Annotated in this window: 4 protein-coding genes; 1 reads left to right on the plus strand and 3 read right to left on the minus strand. The window is 62.9% G+C overall.

Features of this window, described 5'->3' with window-relative positions:
- Positions 1-34 precede the first annotated feature (34 nt).
- Positions 35-622, minus strand: coding sequence for an amino acid synthesis family protein (locus WBB85_RS09515; RefSeq protein WP_432638383.1), 588 nt, complete (start codon positions 620-622; stop codon positions 35-37).
- Positions 622-1542, minus strand: a complete 921-nt coding sequence (locus tag WBB85_RS09520) for a UPF0280 family protein (protein ID WP_432638384.1) — start codon at positions 1540-1542, stop codon at positions 622-624. The genes WBB85_RS09515 and WBB85_RS09520 overlap by 1 nt, the downstream gene beginning before the upstream one ends.
- A 198-nt stretch (positions 1543-1740) precedes the next feature.
- Between WBB85_RS09520 and WBB85_RS09525 the strand changes: the two genes are divergently transcribed.
- Positions 1741-2157 carry a MarR family winged helix-turn-helix transcriptional regulator gene (locus tag WBB85_RS09525; RefSeq protein ID WP_432638385.1) on the plus strand — a complete coding sequence of 139 codons (417 nt, stop codon included), beginning with the start codon at positions 1741-1743 and terminating at the stop codon, positions 2155-2157.
- Positions 2158-2217: 60 nt separating this feature from the next.
- Here WBB85_RS09525 and WBB85_RS09530 read toward each other — a convergent pair.
- The coding region (locus WBB85_RS09530) for an ATP-binding protein (RefSeq protein WP_432638386.1) at positions 2218-4041 on the minus strand (1824 nt) is incomplete at its 5' end.

Here is a 4041-nt window from a genome sequence, read left to right on the forward strand (position 1 = left end):
ATCCTCCAGTGCTTCGGGGCGGAAGACAGTCATCTCAGCGCAGCCCGTCCTTGCCCTCGGCCTCTTCGTGGGTCAGCCCACCCACACGGGGCAAAGGCCGACCGCTATCGGCCACGGCGACGGCCACGAGGATCTCATCGGCGCGCGGCGCATCGTTCACCCTGACCTCCATCCCGTCGAAATGCGACCGCACATAGGCCGCGTTCTTGTGGCCCAGCGGCACGTCCAGGGGATGGCCCATCCCGCCCCGTTTCTTGTTCGAGGGCACCAGTGCCGCCCCCTTCTCCACCGCCTTGCGCAGGGGCGCGCCAAGACGGGGATGCAGGATCGCGGCCGCATGTTCCAATTCGCCATTCTCGCCCACCAAGGCCGCCTTGCCGTAGCTCTGCGCCTGATCGGGCGTGATGCCCAGCGCCCGGATGCAGGCCTCGCCCAAGGTCCCGCCCAGCTCCTCGCCGATCTGCATCAACGCCTCCAGATCGGCCTCATAGCGCCCGGCAAAGGGGTTCTCGATCACCGCGATGGCAGCGGCGCGGCGCGTGGGCGGGGAAATCGCCTGCCCCATCTCGGCCCTCACCTCCTCTACCACGGTGACAATCTTGCGGATCTTTGCCTCTGGCATCAGCTTTCCTCCTTAACGACCGAAAGTCCGGTTCCGAGCGACCGGACCTCGCCCTGAAGCGACAGGAAGACCGCCTGGGCCAATCCGCCCGCGATGACCTCTGCCGCGAATTCAGCGCCCGTATCGAGCGCCCTTGCCCGTTCGTCAGGGCAGAGCAGGCCGACATCGACGGTGACAAGACGGTTGCCCAGATCACTGTCGGGCGCCAGATCGCGCGCCGGGTGCCGCATGATGCCGGGATGGCCGGCAAGGTCGACTGCGTTGGCGACCATGGTCGCGGCGGCGTCGGCCCCCGCCGCCGTGCGCGCCAGCACCGTCACCGCATCGGCGATGCCCAGCGAATGGCTGCGCCCGCGCCAGCCGGATGTGGCGATGCCGCCGATCCCATCCCCGGCACCAAGACCGATCTGCGCCAGAGGCGGCGCACCGGGACGGCCATCGGCAATGCCGATCCGGTAGCACGCGTCGCCCATCAGGCACAGCGCGATATCACCGCCATTGTTGACGGCAGCGCAGTCAAGCCCGTCCCCCGCGACACAAGCCGCGAGCACATGATCGGCCACTGCCCCCGCGATAGCGGCCATCGGAGTGATGAAACGCGGCAGAAAGGGCGCGACCGCCGCCGCCATGACCCGGGCAACCCCGCCTTGCGGCCCACGCCCCTGCCCGGCAGGGGTACGCAGAACCGGCAACTCGGCCACCAGCGCATCAAGAAGCCCGTCGAAAGCCCCGGCGGCCCGCTCTTCGGCGGCACGGACCGCGTCCGCAGACCCCTTGAGGTCGAGAATGAGGTCGATAGGCCCCTGCACCAGCCGCATCCGCCCGCTTTGCGGCAGACGGCCAAGCCAGGGACGACCTTCACCCGCCGTACGGTTGCGGGGGATCATGGCAGCCTGAAACTGACGGGCCGGGGCGGTCATCGCGATTGCCTCGGGTTTTCGCGACCCCGGCGAACGGGGGCTGGTTTCATATGCTCATTACCGGCCAAAAATCGTTTGCTGTCAAACAATTTCGACATCGCACCCCATACACTCCTAGATTGACTTGTCTTTACACCGCCATGGCTTACAGTCATTAGAGAACTTTACATCACCCATGATCAACGGGAAAAAACGATCTTGACAGACAAGACGGACTATCACCTCGAAGATCAGATCGGCTTCAAGCTGCGGCTGGCAAATCAACGGCATCTGGAAATCTTCGCCTCGGAAATGCCCGACCTGACCCCGCGACAGTTCGCGGTTCTGGCAAAGCTGAGGGACGAAGGCACCACCTCGCAGAACCAGCTTGGCCGGATGGTGGCGATGGATGCGGCCACAACCAAGGGCGTGGTTGAGCGTCTGGTGAAGAAGAACATGATCGCGACGACCCCTTCGCCCACAGACCGGCGGCGGATCGAGATATCGCTGACCGATGTAGGCCGTGCCTATCTTGATCAGGTCGTCCCGATCGCAGCGAAGATATCTGAGCGGACAGTGCGCAACCTCACCCTTCGTGAACGCGCGCGGCTGCTGGCCCTGCTCGACAAGCTTTAAAGCGGTTTGGCCGTGCCGCCCGCGGGCGGTCGAAGACCTGTCCGGCGGTGCGGGAAAGCATCACGCCGCCCTGACAATCACATCGAATTCGTCCAGCACCCGTCGGCAGCACGCCAGCAATCTCTCAAGCGTTGTCCGGTCAAAATCGGCCATTCGGGCCATCTGCCCTTCCAGCGATCTGGAGATCTGTTCCAGTTCGGTCACACCGATACTTCCGGAACTGCCCGCCATCCGGTGAGCCAGAAACCGAATGCGTTCGTGGTCATCCTGCTCAATCGCCCTTTCAAGACCGGACAGGCATTCTTCCAGCGTGAGCCGGAATGCGGCCCGGACCTTGCGGAACTCTTCCTCGCCCAACAGCTCCCTCAGTCGCGTCATTCTGCCGGTATCAGCGCTGATATCGGGGGAAAGCTGCACGGGCCCCGCGCCGATGACGGCCTTCATCGCACCGAACAGCTTGCGTTCGTCGAGCGGTTTGGAGACCACGTGATCGAACCCCGCCATCGCATATTCGTCGATATCCTCCGGCATGACGTTTGCCGTAACCGCGATTGCGGGAACCCTGCGGTCGGGGTCCGCCTTATGGGCGATCTCGGCGAGTTCCTGCACCAGTTGAACCCCCTTCATGTCCGGCAGACGGATATCCGAGAGGATGCAATCCGTCTCACCCGGTCGGAAAACCTCTTTCGCCTGCTTGCCGGAAACAGCCTGCACGATGCTGTGGCCGTCATATCTGAGCAGGCTGGTCAGAACTTCCATGTTGGTCGCGTCGTCTTCCACCACCAGAACCCGCAACTTCGTTCCAACCGTTGTTGCGGTTCCGATCGCGCGCTTGTCGGGCTGGGCCGCGCTTGTCTTCTGGAATGGCAGCACAACCTGAAAAGTCGTGCCTTGCCCAAGCGTGCTTTCGACCGTGACCTCACCGTCAAGGGCGGCAACCAGACGCCGGACGATCGAGAGGCCGAGGCCAGTCCCCCCCATCTCGCTCGTTTCCACATTCGAGGCCTGCGCGAAGGTTTCGAAGATTGAGCTGAGCTGGTTTTCGGGAATGCCGATGCCGGTATCCGACACCCGGAATGTGACGGCCTCCCCGGAAGGTTCGAAGGTCAAGGCAATATAGCCGCTGCGGGTGAATTTCACCGCATTCCCAAGAAGGTTGAGCAGGATATGCCTGAGCTGGCCACCATCGCCCAGCAGATAGAGCGGCGCTTCGATATGCGGCAGATGCAGCTCCAGCTCTTTCGAGCGCGCCAGCGGCTGAAGGGCTGCGCGCAGATCGCGGATGATCTCGCCCAGTTCGAAAGGCCGGAACACGGCGTTTTCGACATTGGCCTCAAGCCGGGCCATGTTCAGGACATCATCGATAAGGTTTCGCATCGCAAGGCTGGACCGCTCGATCTCATCCAGCCGCTCATCGATGGGACCGCGATCCTCGCCTTCCAGCTTGATCAGGCGGATATTGCCAAGGACACCGTTCAGCGGGGTCCGCAGCTCATGGCTGGTTGTCGCAAGGAACTGGGACTTGGCGTCGTTTGCCCGCTCGGCCTCGCGCCGCGCCTGTTCAAGCTGAAAGGACTGGACATAGTTGGCCCGCAACGTCCGTTCTGAAAAATACTTGGCGTAGAGCCCCATGATGACGACCCAGGTCAGCAGGAAGCCGGGGCCAAGCCATGTGCGGATGTCGTCACCGTCGCCGACATGATCAACCATCAGGTAGTAGAAGATCGGCAGAAAGACCAAGCCCTGAAGAAAGGCCGCATGGATGAACATGAACGGCAAAAAGACCGTGCCGGCAAGGCTGATCAGCGCGAAACGATAGAGGTATTCATTGGCCCCGTCCGGGGCGACCTTTTCATAGGCCACCCAGATCGCGACATACATGAC

This window comes from Albidovulum sp. (genome assembly GCF_049646345.1).
Lineage (GTDB): Bacteria > Pseudomonadota > Alphaproteobacteria > Rhodobacterales > Rhodobacteraceae > Albidovulum.

Bases quoted from the DNA above. Each gene is read 5' to 3' on its own strand.
- WBB85_RS09515 (WP_432638383.1), bottom strand. From the start codon at position 622: ATGCCAGAGGCAAAGATCCGCAAGATTGTCACCGTGGTAGAGGAGGTG.
- WBB85_RS09520 (WP_432638384.1), bottom strand. From the start codon at position 1,542: ATGACCGCCCCGGCCCGTCAGTTTCAGGCTGCCATGATCCCCCGCAAC.